Source organism: Amycolatopsis sp. NPDC001319 (assembly GCF_042896185.1).
GTDB lineage: Bacteria > Actinomycetota > Actinomycetes > Mycobacteriales > Pseudonocardiaceae > Amycolatopsis.
On sequence record NZ_JBIAWY010000002.1, the window covers coordinates 625,941 to 641,924 of the forward strand.

19 protein-coding genes are annotated in these 15,984 nt (G+C 72.0%); 10 read left to right on the top strand and 9 right to left on the bottom strand.

Annotation, left to right across the window (positions count from 1 at the left end; translation table 11 throughout):
• Nucleotides 1-12 precede the first annotated feature (12 nt).
• From ACFY1H_RS08650 to ACFY1H_RS08670, 5 genes are all read left to right on the top strand, one after another.
• Complete coding sequence (locus tag ACFY1H_RS08650) at nucleotides 13-1,269, top strand: MFS transporter (RefSeq protein ID WP_386945528.1); 1,257 nt, start codon at nucleotides 13-15, stop codon at nucleotides 1,267-1,269.
• A 13-nt stretch (nucleotides 1,270-1,282) separates the two neighbouring features.
• Nucleotides 1,283-1,768 carry a MarR family winged helix-turn-helix transcriptional regulator gene (locus ACFY1H_RS08655; RefSeq protein WP_386945529.1) on the top strand — a complete coding sequence of 162 codons (486 nt, stop codon included), beginning with the start codon at nucleotides 1,283-1,285 and terminating at the stop codon, nucleotides 1,766-1,768.
• A 98-nt stretch (nucleotides 1,769-1,866) separates the two neighbouring features.
• On the top strand, nucleotides 1,867-2,709 hold the full coding sequence (locus tag ACFY1H_RS08660; protein ID WP_366576047.1) for a TIGR03621 family F420-dependent LLM class oxidoreductase: 843 nt from the start codon (nucleotides 1,867-1,869) through the stop codon (nucleotides 2,707-2,709).
• A 159-nt stretch (nucleotides 2,710-2,868) separates the two neighbouring features.
• The gene (locus tag ACFY1H_RS08665; RefSeq protein WP_386945531.1) at nucleotides 2,869-4,359 is read left to right on the top strand and encodes an amidase; all 1,491 of its coding nucleotides are present in this window, start codon (nucleotides 2,869-2,871) and stop codon (nucleotides 4,357-4,359) included.
• Nucleotides 4,360-4,376: 17 nt separating this feature from the next.
• Nucleotides 4,377-5,126: a hypothetical protein gene (locus tag ACFY1H_RS08670; protein WP_386945533.1), complete on the top strand. Its 750-nt coding sequence runs from the start codon at nucleotides 4,377-4,379 to the stop codon at nucleotides 5,124-5,126.
• A gap of 9 nt (nucleotides 5,127-5,135) precedes the next feature.
• On the opposite strand, the gene ACFY1H_RS08675 is transcribed toward ACFY1H_RS08670, so the two are convergent.
• Together ACFY1H_RS08675 and ACFY1H_RS08680 are read right to left on the bottom strand one after the other, a co-directional pair.
• Complete coding sequence (locus tag ACFY1H_RS08675; RefSeq protein ID WP_386945535.1) at nucleotides 5,136-6,560, bottom strand: selenium-binding protein SBP56-related protein; 1,425 nt, start codon at nucleotides 6,558-6,560, stop codon at nucleotides 5,136-5,138.
• 265 nt (nucleotides 6,561-6,825) lie between these two features.
• Nucleotides 6,826-7,911 carry a response regulator receiver protein gene (locus ACFY1H_RS08680; RefSeq protein ID WP_386945537.1) on the bottom strand — a complete coding sequence of 362 codons (1,086 nt, stop codon included), beginning with the start codon at nucleotides 7,909-7,911 and terminating at the stop codon, nucleotides 6,826-6,828.
• A gap of 148 nt (nucleotides 7,912-8,059) precedes the next feature.
• Between ACFY1H_RS08680 and ACFY1H_RS08685 the strand changes: the two genes are divergently transcribed.
• Nucleotides 8,060-9,304 (top strand): tyrosine-type recombinase/integrase, encoded by a 1,245-nt coding sequence (locus ACFY1H_RS08685; protein ID WP_386945538.1) that lies wholly within the window; start codon nucleotides 8,060-8,062, stop codon nucleotides 9,302-9,304.
• 17 nt (nucleotides 9,305-9,321) lie between these two features.
• Here ACFY1H_RS08685 and ACFY1H_RS08690 read toward each other — a convergent pair whose 3' ends face one another.
• A complete protein-coding gene (locus ACFY1H_RS08690) occupies nucleotides 9,322-9,804 on the bottom strand; it encodes an SRPBCC family protein (RefSeq protein ID WP_386945539.1) in 483 nt (160 codons plus the stop codon).
• 124 nt (nucleotides 9,805-9,928) lie between these two features.
• On the opposite strand from ACFY1H_RS08690, the gene ACFY1H_RS08695 reads away from it, so the two are divergent.
• Complete coding sequence (locus ACFY1H_RS08695; protein WP_386945541.1) at nucleotides 9,929-10,633, top strand: TetR/AcrR family transcriptional regulator; 705 nt, start codon at nucleotides 9,929-9,931, stop codon at nucleotides 10,631-10,633.
• A 100-nt stretch (nucleotides 10,634-10,733) separates the two neighbouring features.
• On the top strand, nucleotides 10,734-11,537 hold the full coding sequence (locus ACFY1H_RS08700) for a pentapeptide repeat-containing protein (RefSeq protein ID WP_386945542.1): 804 nt from the start codon (nucleotides 10,734-10,736) through the stop codon (nucleotides 11,535-11,537).
• Here the strand turns inward: ACFY1H_RS08700 and ACFY1H_RS08705 are convergent.
• Nucleotides 11,515-11,700, bottom strand: a complete 186-nt coding sequence (locus ACFY1H_RS08705) for a hypothetical protein (protein ID WP_386945543.1) — start codon at nucleotides 11,698-11,700, stop codon at nucleotides 11,515-11,517. The genes ACFY1H_RS08700 and ACFY1H_RS08705 overlap by 23 nt on opposite strands.
• Nucleotides 11,701-11,725: 25 nt before the next feature.
• Here ACFY1H_RS08705 and ACFY1H_RS08710 point away from each other — a divergent pair, with 25 nt between their 5' ends.
• Nucleotides 11,726-12,250: a CGNR zinc finger domain-containing protein gene (locus tag ACFY1H_RS08710; RefSeq protein ID WP_386945544.1), complete on the top strand. Its 525-nt coding sequence runs from the start codon at nucleotides 11,726-11,728 to the stop codon at nucleotides 12,248-12,250.
• Between the two features lies 1 nt (nucleotide 12,251).
• Here the strand turns inward: ACFY1H_RS08710 and ACFY1H_RS08715 are convergent, their stop codons facing one another.
• Nucleotides 12,252-13,142 (bottom strand): trypsin-like serine protease, encoded by an 891-nt coding sequence (locus ACFY1H_RS08715; RefSeq protein ID WP_386945546.1) that lies wholly within the window; start codon nucleotides 13,140-13,142, stop codon nucleotides 12,252-12,254.
• A gap of 125 nt (nucleotides 13,143-13,267) precedes the next feature.
• Between ACFY1H_RS08715 and ACFY1H_RS08720 the strand changes: the two genes are divergently transcribed.
• Nucleotides 13,268-14,086: an SGNH/GDSL hydrolase family protein gene (locus tag ACFY1H_RS08720; RefSeq protein WP_386945548.1), complete on the top strand. Its 819-nt coding sequence runs from the start codon at nucleotides 13,268-13,270 to the stop codon at nucleotides 14,084-14,086.
• On the opposite strand, the gene ACFY1H_RS08725 is transcribed toward ACFY1H_RS08720, so the two are convergent.
• The 4 genes from ACFY1H_RS08725 to ACFY1H_RS08740 are packed head-to-tail and all read right to left on the bottom strand — an operon-like array spanning nucleotide 14,054 to nucleotide 15,839.
• Nucleotides 14,054-14,659, bottom strand: coding sequence for a TetR/AcrR family transcriptional regulator (locus ACFY1H_RS08725; protein ID WP_366576022.1), 606 nt, complete (start codon nucleotides 14,657-14,659; stop codon nucleotides 14,054-14,056). The genes ACFY1H_RS08720 and ACFY1H_RS08725 overlap by 33 nt on opposite strands.
• Before the next feature lie 21 nt (nucleotides 14,660-14,680).
• Nucleotides 14,681-15,133: an SRPBCC domain-containing protein gene (locus tag ACFY1H_RS08730; RefSeq protein ID WP_386945550.1), complete on the bottom strand. Its 453-nt coding sequence runs from the start codon at nucleotides 15,131-15,133 to the stop codon at nucleotides 14,681-14,683.
• Nucleotides 15,130-15,447, bottom strand: a complete 318-nt coding sequence (locus tag ACFY1H_RS08735) for a metalloregulator ArsR/SmtB family transcription factor (RefSeq protein WP_386945552.1) — start codon at nucleotides 15,445-15,447, stop codon at nucleotides 15,130-15,132. The genes ACFY1H_RS08730 and ACFY1H_RS08735 overlap by 4 nt, the downstream gene beginning before the upstream one ends.
• 5 nt (nucleotides 15,448-15,452) lie before the next feature.
• The gene (locus ACFY1H_RS08740) at nucleotides 15,453-15,839 is read right to left on the bottom strand and encodes a VOC family protein (protein WP_386945554.1); all 387 of its coding nucleotides are present in this window, start codon (nucleotides 15,837-15,839) and stop codon (nucleotides 15,453-15,455) included.
• Nucleotides 15,840-15,984: the final 145 nt, after the last annotated feature.

A 15,984-nucleotide genomic window follows, 5' to 3' on the forward strand; every position in this document is an offset into this window, starting at 1 on the left:
ACCGTGGACGCCATGGCAACCACCACCAAGATCCGGCCGGGCGTCCTCGTCCGTGCCTCCGGCGGACCCCGCTACGCCGTCGCCCTGGCCGTGGACGCGCTCGGCACCGGCCTGCTGCGGCCCTTCCTGTTGCTCTACGGGGTGACGGTGCTCAGGCTCTCCCCGCCGGTCACCGGCATCGCCATGACCGTCGGCGCCGTCGCGGGCTTGGTGTGCATGCCCGCCGTCGGCCGCTGGCTGGACCGGGGCGCGCGCAGCACGGCCGTGGCGACGTCGATGCTGGTGCGGGTGCTGGGCGTGGCACTGCTGCTCGCCGCCCCAGCGGGGCACGTCTGGCTGTTCGCGACGGCGGCGCTGTTCCTCGGCATCGGCAACCAGGCCTGGCCGGCCGCCCACGCCGCCCTCGTGGCCACGGTCTCCCACGGCTGGGAACGGGACGCGGCACTCGCGGGAGGCCGCGCACTGCGCAACGCCGGCCTCGGCGCGGGCGCCCTCCTCGCCACCGCATGCCTGACCGGCGGCACCACCGCACTTCAGGCGCTGGCAGCCGTCACCGGACTCGCCTACCTCGCCGCGGCGGCCTTGGCGTGGTCGGTGCACATCCGCGCGCATCCCGCCGCTGCTCCGGCCGACGACGGGGCCGATCGGCCCGCACCTCGGATGCGCACGGTGCTGGCCGCCAACGTGGTCTACGTCTTCTGCCTCAACGTCCCCGAAGTCGCGCTTCCCCTGGTCCTGGTCACACAGCTGCACGCGTCCCCGGTGTGGCCGGCAGCCATCTTCGTCGCCAACACGGTGCTGGTGGTCACCCTGCAGGTTCCCGTCACCGTCCTGCTGTCCCGCTTCTCCCGGCGCACCGTGCTGGCTCTCGCCGGTGTGGTGATCACCGGGTCCTACCTCGGCTTTCTGGCGGCCACGTCACTGGGCGGTGGCTGGGGAGCCCCGGCCGTCGCGGCGGTGTCCGTGGTCTGCACCCTCGGCGAGATCATCTACGCCGGCAGCGCGACCGCGCTCGTCACCGCCCTGGCCCCGGTACCGGTCCTGGGCCGCGCCCTCGCCCGCTTCCAGCTGTCCACGGGCTTCGGCCTCGCCGTCTCCCCGGCGGTCATCACCGCGCTCGCCGCCCACGGCCCGGCCGCCCTCTGGGGCAGCCTCACCGCGGCGACGCTCGTCTCCGCCGCCGCCATCGAGAAGGACCAAACACCAGCGAGGCGCTCTGCTCGCCGGCACGGGTCAGGGCCGAGCGGCGGTGCCGGTGCGGGCCGCTGATTACGCTTCCACCATGGACACTCCGGCGGACGACCGCGTCCCCATCTTGTTGCGCAGCCGGCCCAGCTGGCTCGTCGCCCAGCTCGCCACGCAGGTCACGCGGCTGGTGGGCGAGGCGTTCGACGCCGCCGGGTTCCGTCGCTACCACTACGCACTGCTCGCCGCGCTCGACGAGTTCGGCCCCGCGAGCCAGGCCGCGCTCGGACGGCGCTGCCGCATCGACCGCAGCTACGTCGTCGAGGCCGTCAGCGAGCTGGAGGCCGGCGGCCTCGTGCTGCGCGCCCCCGACCCGGCCGACCGGCGCCGCAACGTCGTCACCCTCACCGGCGCGGGCCGCACCCACCTCGCCGCGATGACCCGGACCCTCGACGACGTGCAGGCCGAGCTCACCGCACCCCTGCTCGCGGCCGAGCGCGTGCAGTTCGTCGACCAGCTCGGGCGGGTCCTCGACCACCTGCGCGAGCCCCGCGTCACCGGTAAGGGTTCCGAAATCCCGTGATCTCGATCATGGCGGTGAACGGGGCTAGCGTGGCGTACGTGTGAGCCGCAGGCCGTACCGGCTCTCTCCGTCCGTTCGCATGCGAAGGATCCGCCCCTATGACGAACCACCCCTTCCGCTTCGGGGTCTCCCTGCTCAACGTCGGTTCCCGCACGGACTGGCGCGCCCGCGCCCGCGAAGTGCAGGACCGCGGCTACGACGTGCTCCAGGTCCCCGACCACCTCGGCATGGCCTCGCCGTTCCCCGCGCTGGTCGCGGCAGCCGACGTCACGAGCATCCGGCTGGGCACCTACGTGCTCAACGCCGGCGTCCTCAGCCCCGCCTACCTCGCCCGCGACGTCGCCGACGTGCAGCGCCTCACCGACGGCCGGCTGGAGCTCGGCCTCGGCACCGGCTACATGCCCAACGAGTTCGAGGCCGCCGGCGTGCCGATGGGCTCCGGCGGCGAGCGCATCCGCAAGCTGGAGTCCACGCTCAAGGCCACGCGCGAACTGCTCGCCGCCGAAACGGGTGCGCCCGTGCCGCCGATCATGCTGTCCGGCTCGGGCGACCGCATGGTGGCGCTCGGTGGCCGTGAAGCCGACATCTTCAGCTTCTCGATCATGGCCGGCGTCACTCCTGGCACCGCCCCGGAAGACGCCTTCGCCCACCGCGTGCAGGTGCTGCGCGACGCCGCGGGCGACCGCTTCGGCGACATCGAGCTGAACCTGTTCGTCGCGGCCGTCGGAGACAGCGTCGAGGAGCTCGACCTCGGCATCATCCGCCAGGCCAGCGGCCTGCCCGACGAACAGCTCACCCAGCTGCCCGGCGTGCTCGTCGGCTCGCCGCGCGAGATCGCCGAGCGGCTGGAGCGCTACCGCGAAACCTTCGGCACCACCTACATCAGCGTGCTCGAACCGCACCTCGCCGCGTTCGCCGAGGTCATCAAGCACCTCAGCTGACCGACGTCGCGGGCGCCCAGGGTCCGCATCCGGTCCAGCACCCCTGGGCACCGCGCGGCGAATTTTCTGTGACCCGAGAGCACGAGAAATCGGGCCGGGTATCCCGTTGTGCGAATCGGCATTTTATGACCTGTTCGAGCGGCCCCTAGGGTCGAAATCATGGAGTGGAGTTTTCAGCCGGCCGAAAAGCTGGCGGCCGCATTGCATGCCGGTGAAGTGACCTCGGCGGAACTGACCGACGAGGCGATCGCCCGGATCGAGCGCGACGACAAGGTGATCAACGCGATCTGCGTGCCGGACTTCGACCGTGCGCGAGCCGCCGCGCGCGATGCCGACCAGGCGCGCGCTCGCGGCGAGGACCGGCCGCTGCTCGGCATCCCGGTGACAGTCAAGGAGTCCTACGACATCGCCGGGCTGCCCACGACCTGGGGCATGCCGCAGCACCGGGGTTACGTGCCGGCCGAGGACGCGGTCCAGGTGGCGCGGCTCAAGGCCGCGGGCGCGGTCGTGCTGGGCAAGACCAATGTGCCCTTGGGGCTGCAAGACATCCAGACCTTCAACGAGATCTACGGCACCACCCACAATCCGTGGAATCACGACCGCACGGCGGGCGGATCCTCCGGCGGATCAGCGGCGGCCCTCGCGTCCGGATTCTGCGCGCTGTCCATCGGCTCCGACCTCGCCGGTTCACTGCGCACCCCCGCGCATTTCTGCGGCATTTACGCGCACAAACCCACACTCGGACTGGCCGCGACCCGTGGCATGGTCGCGCCGCCGGCACCGGCTTTGCCGGTCGACCTCGACCTCGCCGTCGTCGGCCCGATGGCACGCACCGCCCGTGACCTCACACTCCTGCTCGACGTCATGGCCGGACCGGACCCGCTCACCCACGGCAAGGCGCACAACGTGACACTGCCGCCCCCGCGCCACGAACGGCTCGGTGACTTCCGCGTCCTGGTCCTCGACGAGCACCCGCTCATCCCGACCGGGTCCGCGGTGCGGGCGGGCGTGAACCGGGTGGCCGACGCACTTTCCGACCCCGGCGCCCGCGTCGAACGGCAAACTCCGCTGCTGCCCGACCTGGCCGAAGCCGCGACGCTGTACATGCAGCTGCTGGTTTCGGGCTCCGTCGCACGGTTTCCGATCGACGCCTACGAGCAGCTGCAGACCCGCGCGGCCGGACTGAACGCGGACGACCGGAGCCTCGACGCGACGCGGTTGCGCGCCATGGTGTTGAGCCACCGCGACTGGCTCGAGGTGAACAACCGCCGCGAGCTCCACCGCCACGGCTGGCGGCAGCTCTTCGCCGAGTTCGACGCCGTGGTCTGCCCGATCACGCCGACTCCGGCGTTCGGTCACGACCACCACCCCAATCCGCTCGAACGCCGGATCGACATCGACGGCGCCGCGTACCCGTACTTCGACCAGCTCGTCTGGGCCGGCCTGGCCACCATGCCCGGCCTGCCCGCCACCGCGATACCAGCGGGCCAGTCCCCCGAGGGGCTGCCGGTGGGGGTCCAGCTCATCGGCCCGATGTTCGAGGACCGCACCCCGCTGCGGCTGGCCGAACTGCTCGAACAGAAGATCGGCGGCTTCCAGGCCCCGAGGCAGGACGTACTACCCACCCTCGGTGGCCTGCTTACCGCTTAAGCGGCAAGATCGCGGGCGTGACCCCCGAGCTCGGCCCGACGACCCGCGTCATGCACGCGATGGAACAGCTGTGGGCGGAAATCCGCAGCCGGCACCCCGACGTGCCCGACGCCATCCTCGTCCTGGCGTCCGGCACGATGGGCACCACCACCGAGATCCACGGCCACTTCGCCCGCTCCCGCTGGCACGTCGGCCCCGGCGAGGACCCTCGCGCCGAGTTCTTCCTCGGTGCCGAAGGCCTGCGCCGCCCCGCCGCGGAAATCCTGGCCACCACGTTGCACGAAGCCGCGCACGGCCTGGCCGCGACCCGGGACATCGTCGACGTCAGCGACGGCCGGTACCACAACAAGCGGTTCGCGGCGCTCGCCCACGAGCTGGGCGTGCGGGCCGAGCAGGCGGACCGGATCGGGTGGTCGGCCACCACCGCCCTGCCCGCGACGATCGACGCTTACGCGGGTTCCCTGCGCGTTCTCGAACGGGCGTTGACGGTGTGGCGGCACACCGAACAGGAGGCCGCGGTCCGCGCGCGGGCTCCGGAACCGCTGCCCACGGATCCCGACCAGCCCGACGTCGTCGTGCCGGCACCGGTTCCGGTCGTGATCGCGCCGGTGGACGGCCGCGGCGCTCACCGCGGCGGGCCGAACTACGTGGCGGCGGTGTGCGGGTGCGACAAGCCGCGCCGCATCCGGGCCGCCCGGTCGGTTCTCGAGCTGGGGCCGATCACGTGCAGTCTCTGCAACTCGCCCTTCACGGAAATCGCGAACTGACCAAGGCCCTCAGCGGTAGCAGTACGAGTCCGACGAGGCGTCCCCGCCCTCCAGCCGGACCTGGTGCGGCCGCAGGCCACGGAAGTCTTCGCCGTGCAGGAAGCACTTCCCGTCGACGCGCAGGCCGCCGCGGACGGGATCGGTCTCGAGCTTCGCCATCCAGGCCCCGACACCGTCCGGGTAGAACTGGTCGTCCCAGGCGCCGTAGAGGGAGTTGGTGACGTAGATCCGGCGACCGTCGCGGCTCACCTCGACCATCTGGGGACCACCCGAGAGCTGCAGCGACGGCGCGGACGGGTGCGGCACCCGCCCGGTGATGCCCCCGAGGCGCACCGAGCCGGTCTCCTTCGGGTGGGCCGGGTCGCTGACGTCGAACTGCTTGAGCTCACCGATGCCCCAGCACGACACGTACAGGAACCGGTCGTCCACGCTGAGGCCGATGTCGGTGATCAGCGGCGGCACGGCCCCGAACGGCCGCAGCGCCGGCGGCAGGTCCGCGGCGTCGGCGGGCTCGGCGGGCACGGTGATCACCTTGTCCACCGCCCAGGTGTCGCCGTCGAGGTGCCAGCGCCACACCGACGCCGACAGGTCCTCGGTGGACACCACCACACCGACGAACCCCCACGTGGCGTCCGGGTCGTGCGACGGACGCACCTCGAGCACCATCTGGTGCTGCTCACCGAGGTCGACGCTCTGCAGGTGCCGGCCCTCGGCGAGGTCCCAGAAGTGCAGCGAATGCCCGTACTTGTGGCCCAGCAGCAGCTCCGGGTCGATGCCGTCCTCGATCATCGCGGGGGTGCCCCACTCGCTGCTGATCAGGACGTTCCGGTTGAGGTGCCACCACGCGTCGTAGGCCAGGTACTGCGGGCCCCGCTCGGTCTCCCACGCGCGCACCACGTCGAACGTGTCGTGGTCGAGCAGCGCGATGCCGCCCGGACCGGCCGAGCCTTCGCCGGCGCCGAGGCACGACAAGTACACCCCGTCCGGCCCGCAGTGGGAGGTGTGGGGACGGGAGTACCCGGCCTTCTCGGCCAGCTCCGCCGCGGTCACCGTCTTGTGAAGGACCGGCTGCCGCGGGTCGGGCTGGGTGTCGAAGACGTGGACGTTCGAGGAACGCAGCCCGGGCAGCAGCAGGAACCGGCGGCGCAGGCCGTCGGTGTCGTGGCCGGTGTGCGCGAACGCGCTGCTGCACGCGTTCCACCCGAAGTGGTGCAGCTCGTCGCCGCTGCCCGGCAGCTCCGACCAGCCGACCACGCTGCCGTAGGTACCCGAGTCGGGATCCACGTCGACCGTCGCCAGGGCGTCCGGTTTGGCGGCCGTCCGGTCGAACGCCACGACATAGGCGAGCGTCTCCGGCGGGGCCGCGATCGCGTCGCCGGGGCTGCGGTAGAAGGTCGGATCGGTCTGTGCCTGTGCTGACTGTCCCGTCGTCACGTTCTGCCTCCCGTGTCCGATTCCCCGCGGCCAATGTCCCGCGCGTGCCGTCGGGGCCGCAAGGCATGAACGCGCACGTCAGACGGCATCGGCGCGGGCTCCGCGAGAGCTGCCGGGCCGCTGCTCACGCGGTGCGGCAGCAGCATGCTGCTCGCGTTTTCCCTTGGCCGCGCAAGGGAAAACGGCCGGTCCAGGCCGCCTGCGGCAGGTGCCCGAGCGGGCAGTCACCACGGTGGCCATGCGGCGCGAGGGTGAAACTTCACGGTCAGGGCCGAGGGGTTTCCCCGGGCAGGTCGAGCAGTTCCGCCAGCAGGTCGGCGCGCAGGTCGGTGTTCTCGGTGGGGGTCACCAGCGCGAGCCGGTGCACGCGCTCGAGCCGGGATCGCAGGCCGTTGTGGTGCTCCGCGGCGCGGGTCAGCTGTTCGTGGGCCGCGTCCAGCCGGCCGGCCAGGACGGCGGCCCGGCTGCGTTCCTCGGCGAGGGCTTCGGCTGAGGCAGCGGATTCCGTGCGCTGGTGCTGGTGGGCAGCGTCCAGGCGTTGCTCCAGGTCCCCGAGGGAAGCCCGGGCGACGGCGAGTGTCTCGGTGGTCTGGTCGAGCCGGCCCGTGAGGTCCCGGCGGACCTCCTCCTCGCGGGCGCGGGCCTGCGCGAGGTTCGTGAGCGCGGCGTCGCGTTCGGCGGTGCGGACGGCGAGCTGCTCCGAGCGCTGGGCGAGCTCCGCGGCGAGGGCGTCGGCACGGGAACGTTCGGAGCGGATGTCGGTGGCGGCCTGGTCGGCGCGTTCGGCCGCGGCGGTGGCGGCCGCTTCGGCACGGGCCTGGTCGAGCTCGGCCGTCTTGCGGGCTTTCACCGCTTGCGCGGCGGTTTCCTGCGCGGCTTTCGCCAGCTCGGCCTGTTCCTGGGCGTGAGCCTGGGCGGCGGCGGTGGCTTCTTCGGCCTCCAGCGCGCGGGCTTCGGCGGCTTGGCGCAGGCCGTCGGCTTCGGTGGCGCGGCCTTCCGCGGTTTCGGCGCGGGTGAGCGCGGAGGTCACTTCGTCCTGCGCGCGGGCGGCGACGCTGTCGAGGGCGTTGCGCAGCGTCTGCAGCGGCCCGCCCAGTTCCGTGGCGGCGCGCACGAACTCCGCGGCCGCGTCCGTCAGCCCGGCGTGGGAGACCGAGTCGCCCAGTGCTTCCCGCAGCGCCTGGTCGGCGGCGGCGAGCTGCTTGCACGTGCGGTCTCCGGGCCAGCGGCGGTCCGGACAGAACTCGAACGGCCGGCCCCCGCGCGGCCCCGGCGGCGGCAACGGCGCCCGGCACTGCCTGAACCCGCACAGCGCGGCCGTCCGGTCCTCGATCACAGCTCCTTCAGTCACTCCTGAACCCTATCCGATTAGTTATGTACCCCATAACCGAGGTTGTAGTTATCTAACTTAATACCCAGGTCAGCTACAGAACAGAGCTTTTGTTGCTAAGCTGCTCGAGAAGATGATTGGTCGACGGAGAGTGACGGAACCGGCAGCTGTGAGTGAGATCGTGAGCCTCGGAACCGGCTCGAAAACTGGGTACCCCCTCTCGGCCGACCACGACGTCTGGCCGGGCGTCGAAGACCCCGCCGCGCTGCTCGACGCGATCGCAGAGTGGCTCGCCGGCTACGGCAACCAGGCCACCCGCCGCACCTACGCCGAAGGACTCGGCCTCCCCGTCACGGCGGCCGACCTCGCCGAGTGGGCCGAACCGGGCCGTCACCTCGACACCTGGCGAACGGCCGTCTTGCACTACGCCGACGCACTCCGCCTCACCGCGAGCCCGGCCACTGTCACCGCTCCCCCGCCCGCACCCCGCGGCCGGCTGCGCGCGCACCACTGGTTCCGCTGGTGCGCCACCCGCGGCCTCGATCCGATGGCCGCGACCTCGGCCGACGTCAAGAGCTGGCTCGACACCCTCGCCACCGCCGACGCCGCACCCGCGACGCGCGACCGGATGCTCGCCACCGTCAAAGCGCTCTACGGCTACCTCGCCGACACCGGCCTCGTCACCGGAAACCCCGCCGCGCTCAACCGCCGCCGGCTCGGCCTCGCCACGGCCGCGAGCAGCACGTCCGGCACCGTCACGCTCACCACGCGCCAGGTCCGCGCCCTCTACACCGCCGCCGGCACCCCCCGCCGCGGCGCGAGTCCCTTGGACACGGCACGCGCGGTGGCCGTGGTCGCGCTGTTCACGCTGGGGCTGCGCGTGAGCGAACTGTGCGGGCTGGACCGCTCCGACCTGCACGTCACCCGCGGCCGCCGCGCCCTGCGCGTGCTCGGCAAGGGCGGCAAGATGCGCGTGGTCTACCTCAGCGTCCCGGCGGAGAACGCGCTCATGAGCTACCTCTCCGCCCGCGACACCGCGGCCGCCTCACGCGAGACCACGGTCGAACGCCGCACGCAGGCGCGCCACGCCCCACCGTCACCTCTCCTGCAGACCCGCACCGGCAACCGCTACCAACGCCAGGCGATCTGGCAGCTGCTCCGCCGCATCACCGCCACCGGCGGCACCGAACTCGAACCCATCGCCGGCGCCATGCACCCCCACGCGCTGCGCCACTTCTACGTCACCACTGCCGTGGAAGCGGGCGCCCAGCTGGTCCACGTGCAGGCCGACGTCGGCCACAGCAGCATCGACACCACCCAGCAGACCTACGACCACGCCGCCCGCGCCCCGGAACGCAGCGCCGTCGACCTGGTCGCGGCCAGCTGGTTCCCCGACGACACCGGCACCGGCTGACGTGCGGTCGTGGCGAGTCAGGCCTTGGCGGATTCTCGTTCGGCGATCCGCGCAAGCCGCTCCAGACTCACGCGCATGTTCGCGTTGAGGTCGGCCTCCAGATCCCGGACCCCGAAGAACACCCGCAGGATCACGTGCAGGCCCCGCGGCACGGATTCGACGACCTCGTAGGACTCGATCGCCGCGGTACCGGTCCCATCCGGGCGGAACACGTACCGCCACCGGATGCCGCCGCCGCGTTCGGTGCGGCGGATGCCGAACTCCCGCGCCGGATCGGCGACTTCGACGACCGGCTTGTTCGACCAGGTGAACCAGCGCCGCTTGTTGCGGGCGACGAACGTGGCGCCCACCGCGGCACTGCTCGCACCGTCGAGCCAGCGGCACTCGATCACCTCCGGACTCCACTCGGGCGTCCGGGTCACGTCCGACACCAGGTCGTACAGCGTCCGAGGGTCGGCTTCGACGTGCCGGTGCACCTCGTCGCGAGTGAGCTCGCCCATCGTCCCCTCCCGGGAGCTGATGCGTTCTCACCGCCGCTCGACCGGCCTCTCGACACTCGTCGACGGCGGTTCCGATAGGCCATAGTGTGGCCGATACCCTATCGGGTTGTCTACGCTGCAGGTCATGGGATCTTTCAACCCGCATCCCGGCTCGGCCGGCCTCGACGCCGACGGCGGCCCTCGCCACGCTTCGCCACCGTCGGGCCGGCGTGAGCGGCTGCGGCTGCAAGCGATCGACGAGATCCTCGACGCGGCGCTCGACGTCGTGACCGAGCAGGGCGCCGCCGCGCTCAACCTGTCGGAGGTGGCGCGACGGGTGGGGTTGCGGCAGTCGTCGCTCTACCAGTACTTCGACTCGCGGCTCGCGGTGTACAACGCGCTGTTCGAACGGGGAATGGAGCAGCACCTGGACGTCGTCCGGACGGCGGTCGCGGCCGTGCCGGAGGGCTGGGCGGCCCTGCGCGCGATCGCCGCCGCCACGGTCCGGTTCTCGGTCGACCACCCGGCCTTGTCCCAGCTGCTGTTCCTCCCGGCGGTGCCGGGGTTCGAGCCGTCGGCGCGGGCGTATCGGCCCAGCTTGGCGGTACAGGAGCTGACCACGCGAGCGTTCGCCGCGGCCGTCGACCGCCACGAGCTGCACCCGGCGGCCGCCTCGGAGCGGGGCGTCGGGCTGTTCATCGCCCTCGGCGCCGGCGTCGGCTCGCTCCAGCTGGGCAACGATCAGCACGCCGGCTTCGACGAGGGCCGGTACGCCCGCCTGGTCGAACCCGCCCTCGACATGTTCGCCGCCTACTTCTCCCCGGACAAACCGGCCGGTTGGGTGCCCTGACCGAGGAGCCACGGCCCGCCCGGCTCGCTGCACACCCGTCGCGCCGAGCGGCGAAAGCGCCGCCGATACGCTGGCAGCAACCCCGCAGCCTGGAGAACACTTGCCCCACCACGATCCGCTCACCGCCGACTGCAGCAGCTGCTTCGGGCTCTGCTGCGTCGCCCTCACCTTCACCCGCTCCGCGGACTTCGCGATGGACAAGGCCGCCGGCGACCCGTGCCCGAATCTCGAGCCGGAGTTCGGCTGCGGCATCCACGACCGCTTGCGGGACAAGGGATTCTCCGGCTGCACCGTCTACGACTGTTTCGGCGCCGGGCAGAAGATCTCACAGATCACGTTCGGCGGGCGGGACTGGCGCAGCGAACCGGGCGGTGCGAAGCAGATGTTCGCCGCGCTGCCCGTGATGCGCCAGCTGCACGAACTGCTCTGGTACCTCACCGAAGCGCGGTCCCTCGACGTCACGCGGGAGCTGCACACCGAACTCGACACCGCGCTCGGCGAGACTCAAGCGCTGACGCTGACCGACCCGGACACCCTGCTCGCCGTGGACGTCGCCGGGCAGCGCGCCCGCGTGGACGTGCTGCTGCAGGCCACGAGCCGGCTCGTGCGGGGCGGGGTGCGCGGCAAGAAGAAGGACCGCCGCGGCGCCGATCTCATCGGAGTGAGGCTCGCGAACGCGGACCTGCGGGGCACGAACCTGCGCGGCGCCTACCTCATCGCCGCGGACCTGCGCCGCGCCGATCTGCGCCAGGCCGACCTGATCGGGGCGGACCTGCGCGACGCCGACGTCCGCGGCGCGGACCTCACCGCGTGCCTGTTCCTCACGCAGTCGCAGGTCAACGCCGCCCGCGGCGACGCCACGACCCGGCTCACCGAACGCCTCAGCCGGCCCGCCCACTGGTAGCCGGGCGCGTCGACCCGACCACGACGCCACCGAGCCGCGCGACCCAGCTGCCGCACAGGCAGCGGACGTAGTCGGCCCGGCTGCCGCGCGAGCCGGGCACGACGGCGGACGGGGGCAGTTCGGCCAGCGGCCAGTCACAACGGGGGCAACGGTTCTCATCCATGCCCCGATCGTGCTGTAATGAGTCAGTGCACTTCAACCCTTACGGCGGCTCCGGCGCGCAGGTGGCCGCGGCGCTGGCCACTCTGGTCCGGGACGACGGCGTCCCGGCGGACGACGTGCTGGACACCTGCCGCGCCCACGGCATGACGCTGACCGGGCTCACTGACGACGAAGGCGCCCGGATCCTCGACTGGGGCCGGCGGCTGCGTGAAGTCTTCGCGGCCGGCAGCGCAGATCGGGTCGGGCTCGTGAACCGGTTGCTCGCCATCGCGGCCGTGCGCCCGCACATCTCCGGCCACGACGGCAAGCCCCCGCACCTGCACTACGCGAGCGAGGACGCCGGGGCCGTGGAACGCGTGCAGGCGCACTCGACCGGCGGGCTCGCCCACCTGGTGTGCGAAGCACCCGACCGCTTCGGCCTGTGCGCGCGCGAGGGCTGCGGGATCGCGTTCGTGGACACCTCGCGCAACGGCCGCCGCCGCTTCTGCTCGACGCGGTGCGGCACCCGGGTCAACGTCGCCGACCACCGGGCCCGGCAGCTCAGCGCCTGACTCAGCTCATCTGCTCGTGGATCCAGTCGAGGATCGTGTCCACTCGCGCGGTGGTCTCCACGCCGGGCTGGGGGCAGTCCGGGCCGTTGTCCTCGACCGCCACCAGCCGGCCCTTCTGGTTGCCCTCGGGGACGAAAAACGGTGAGCCCGAGTCGTCGTGACACGGGCTGTTCTCGACGGTGCGCGCCTCCCGGGGGCTCATGTCGAGCTCGGTGTGGCGGATGTCGCTGACCTCGAAGTGGCCGCGTTTCATGTGGTCGGCCGGGGCGACGACGGTGGCCGAGAGCGAGCCCCAGCCCACGAAGTCGACGTCCTCGCCGACCTTCGGCGGACCGGTCGGCAGCGTCAGCGGCGCGATGTCGGTGATCGGGGCGCTGAGCTTGACCAGCGCGAGGTCGTTGACCGGCGACTGGCGCACGTCCACCGCCTGCACCACGTGCCCGCGCGGGTCGTCGTCGTTGATCTTCCCGACCGCCACCGTCATGTGGTACTGCGGCGCGCCGCCGACGCGGGTGCCGTCGAGGTCGTGGAAGCAGTGCCCGGCCGTGATGATCCAGTCCGGCGCGATCAGCGAACCGCTGCAGCCGCCGCCGCGTACGCCGCCGCCCTCGACGGGGATGTCCTTCGACGTGAGCTTCGCGTTGAACGGCATCACACTCGGCGGCAGAGCCGGCGCCGTGCTGCTGGGCGCCGCGTCGGGCTGAGCCGACGAGCCCTGCCCGGCGGCGCCCGCGCGCGTGTGCGCGACTTCGGCCGTGTCGGCGTGCCCCTCGGCGGACGCGGTCGCACCCTTCTGGACGGTGACGTAGCCGCCGGCGAGGCCCGCACCAGCGACGATGGCGAGTGCCAGCGCGCCGTGCCGGGAACGACGGTGACCGGATCGTGACTTCACACTCGCAACAACGGACGGAGACCCCAAGAAGTTCATCCATCCGTGGAGAAATCTCAGCGAATCTCGTCACTCTGTGACACCGCAGCCGATCAAGGGACGTTTCGGGCTGCATTAGGGTTCCCGTTATGACCAACCGCTTGGTATCCCTGGGCGATTCCTTCACCGAAGGTGTCGGCGACGACGATCCCGCCGCGCCGAACGGCGTGCGCGGCTGGGCCGACCGCGTCGCCGAGGTGCTGGGCGCTCGTGAGCCGGACTTCCGCTACGCCAACCTCGCCATCCGCGGGAAGCTGCTGCCCCAGGTGCTCGCCGAGCAGGTCGAGCCGGCGATCGCGATGGAACCGGACCTGGTCACGCTCTACGCGGGCGGCAACGACCTGATGCGCCCGAAGGTCGACATCGATGCGCTGACCGACTCCTACGAGCTCGCCGTCGCCCGGCTGCGCGGCACCGGTGCGCGGGTCGTGCTGTTCACCGGCGTCGACGGGGTCGAAGACGCGTTGTTCCGGCAGATGCGGGGGCGCGTCGCGATCTACAACGAGAACGTGCGCGGCATCGCCGCCCGCCACGGCACGCTACTGGTGGACATGTGGTCGATGCGGCAGCTGCGCGACCGGCGGCTCTGGGCACCCGACCGCCTGCACCTCAACTCCCGCGGCCACCTCGAGGTCGCCATCGCGGTCCTCGGCGTGCTGGGGGTCCCCCACGACCTCACCTCGGCCGAGCTGGGGCCGCGCCCGCGCCTGTCGGCCCGCGAACGCCGGGAGGAGAACCTGCGTTGGAGCCGCGAGCACGCGTGGCCGTGGGTTCAGCGCCGCCTGCGGGGCGAGTCGTCCGGCGACACGATGAGCCCGAAACGCCCCGTGCTGGAGCCGTTCGGGTCCGGTGCACTCGGATCAGGCACGCTCGGATCAAGCGCCGACGCGCGGCGCGTGCGCGGCTGACAAGGCGGGGCGCAGGCCGTCGAAGAGGATCGCGACCACGCGGTCGCGCAGGGCGCAGTCGGCACCGATGTGCTCGGCGGCCTTGGCCGTGCCGATGATCACCGGGATCAGCTCGGCCACGGTGAGGTCGGCGCGCACCGCGTCGGCGTCCTGCGCGCGGCGCAGCAGCACGCCGAGCGCCTCCAGCAGGCGGGTGGCGACGTCCGAGCCGGCCTGTGGCACGTGGATGCCGGCGGCGCTGAGGGCTTCGAAGTAGGCGTTTTTCGCGCTGGACATCTCGATCCAGCTGGTCAGGAACGTGAAGAACGCGGCGCCGGCGTCGGGTGAGTCCTGCGCGACGACCGCCTCGGCCTCGTCGACGAAGCGGTGCAGCCGTGCGTAGAGCACCGCTTCGAGCAGTGCTTCCTTCGTCGGGAAGTGCCGGAACACCGTGCCGACGCCCACGCCGGCCTCGCGTGCGACCTCTTCGGTCGGGGCGCCCGTGCCTTTGGCCGCGAACACCGTCTCCGCGGCTTCGAGCACTTTGGCCCGGTTGCGCCGGGCGTCGGCGCGCAGCGGTTTGGACTCCGTCACGGTGCCTGATCGTAGCCGGGTTCAGCCGGGCAGCGCGCTGAGCACGCGTTCCAGGGCTCGCGGCACGTGCGAGCGCCAGCCGCCGCCCATGATCCGGCGGGAGACGCGCTCGAACTCGTCGTCCGGGTCGAAGCCCTCGTGGCTGAGGAACAGCCGGGTGCCGGTGCCCTCCGGCACGAGCCGCCACGTGACCGTCCACTTCGGACCCCACTTGATGCTCAGCTCGCGTTCGGGGTCGGCCACGAGCACCTCGCACTGCACCGGCCCGCCCGCGAACCCGGCCGCCGGCACGGGCTGAGCGAGCAGCTCGAACCGGTGTCCCACCACGGGTTTGATGTCGTTGGGCATCGTGAGCCAGCGTTCCAGCAGCTCCGGTTCGGTGAGCGCGCGCCAGACCTTGCGCGCGGGGTGCGGCAGGAACTGGTCGACGTGCACGGCCGTCGGGTCTTCCGCGTTCGGCACGGCCTCGGTCACAGGTCCTCCTCGTCGAGCAGGTCACGCAGGTTGGTGAGCTTGGTGCGCCAGAACTGCTCGAACGGGTGCAGCCACGTCGTCACTTCCTCCAGCGGTGCGGCTTCGAGGGAGTAGACGCGGTTGCGCCCGGCACGCTGCTCGGTGACCAGTCCGGCCTCCCGCAGCACGCGCAGGTGCTCCGACAGGCTGGGCCGGCGCATGTCGAAGCGCACGGCCAGATCACCGGCGGCCATCGGGCCCTCCAGCAGCATCCGCAGCACCTCGCGCCGCGCCGGGTTGGCGAGCGCGGCGAAGACGTCGTCGTTGACCGGCACGCCGCTCAGCCCGGCCGGTTGCCGAACGCCGACGGCTCGAGCAGGCCGACACCGTTGCCGTCGAGGTCGCGGAACGAGGTCGCGCGACCCCACGGCATCCCCTGCGGCTTGGGGACCTCGATCCCGTTGTCGCGCAACGCGGCCACGTCTGTGTCGAGGTCGGTGGTGTCGAGCTGGAAGTGCAGCGGTCCGGTGAGCGTGACGCCGGAGATCGGGTAGTCGACCAGCACCAGACCGGTCTGCGCCCCCTTCGGCGCCACCATCACGAACCGCCCGGCCGGCCCACCGCGATCGACCACGACCTCGAACCCGAGCTTCTCGACGTAGAAGTCGCGCGCTTTCGCCTGGTCGGCCACCGGCACGGTGACGAACTGAATGCGGGAGACGGTCATGCCGGAAACAATAGGTAGGAGAAATCCTACGTGTCAACCCGCAGGGCTTTGCGACAGAGCGGAGGGCGCGCCCGTGCAACATCGCCATCGCCGGAGCCGCACCGGGTCACTGAGCTCGCGGCCGACTTCTCGGTCGCGAGCCATG